This window comes from Streptomyces sp. P17 (genome assembly GCF_032436805.1).
In the GTDB taxonomy this organism is placed as follows: Bacteria; Actinomycetota; Actinomycetes; order Streptomycetales; family Streptomycetaceae; genus Streptomyces.
Genome location: NZ_JAVRBF010000702.1, coordinates 1 through 279, shown reverse-complemented (window position 1 = coordinate 279; position 279 = coordinate 1). Strand labels below are relative to the sequence as shown.

1 protein-coding gene is annotated in these 279 nt (G+C 66.7%); it reads left to right on the top strand.

All coding sequences use genetic code 11. From position 1 onward, the window contains the following. Positions 1 to 13: 13 nt before the first annotated feature. Positions 14 to 279 (top strand): hypothetical protein (locus RMT89_RS42655; RefSeq protein WP_315889137.1); only part of this gene is annotated, 266 nt, incomplete at its 3' end.

The window sequence follows — 279 nt, the reverse complement described above, 5'->3', positions numbered from 1 at the left end:
ACCGGTGCCACTGGTGCTGCGCAAGTATGCGAGCGGCAAGACCGCACTGGCCCGCCATCCGGATAACGGCCCGATGCACGACGGTGCCTGCCAGTATTTCGGTCCTTCCGTCAAAGGCGCCATCGCGCGTGCCTATGAGAGCGGCGTCGTCGTCGAAGACGGTGGCGTGTATAAGGTCCGACTGGCCGCCGGCCGGCAGATGACCGATCCACTGCCCACGGATGAGCTGGTCGAGCCACGACCCAGGTACGGCCCCGGCGTACCCGGACAACCGGCGAT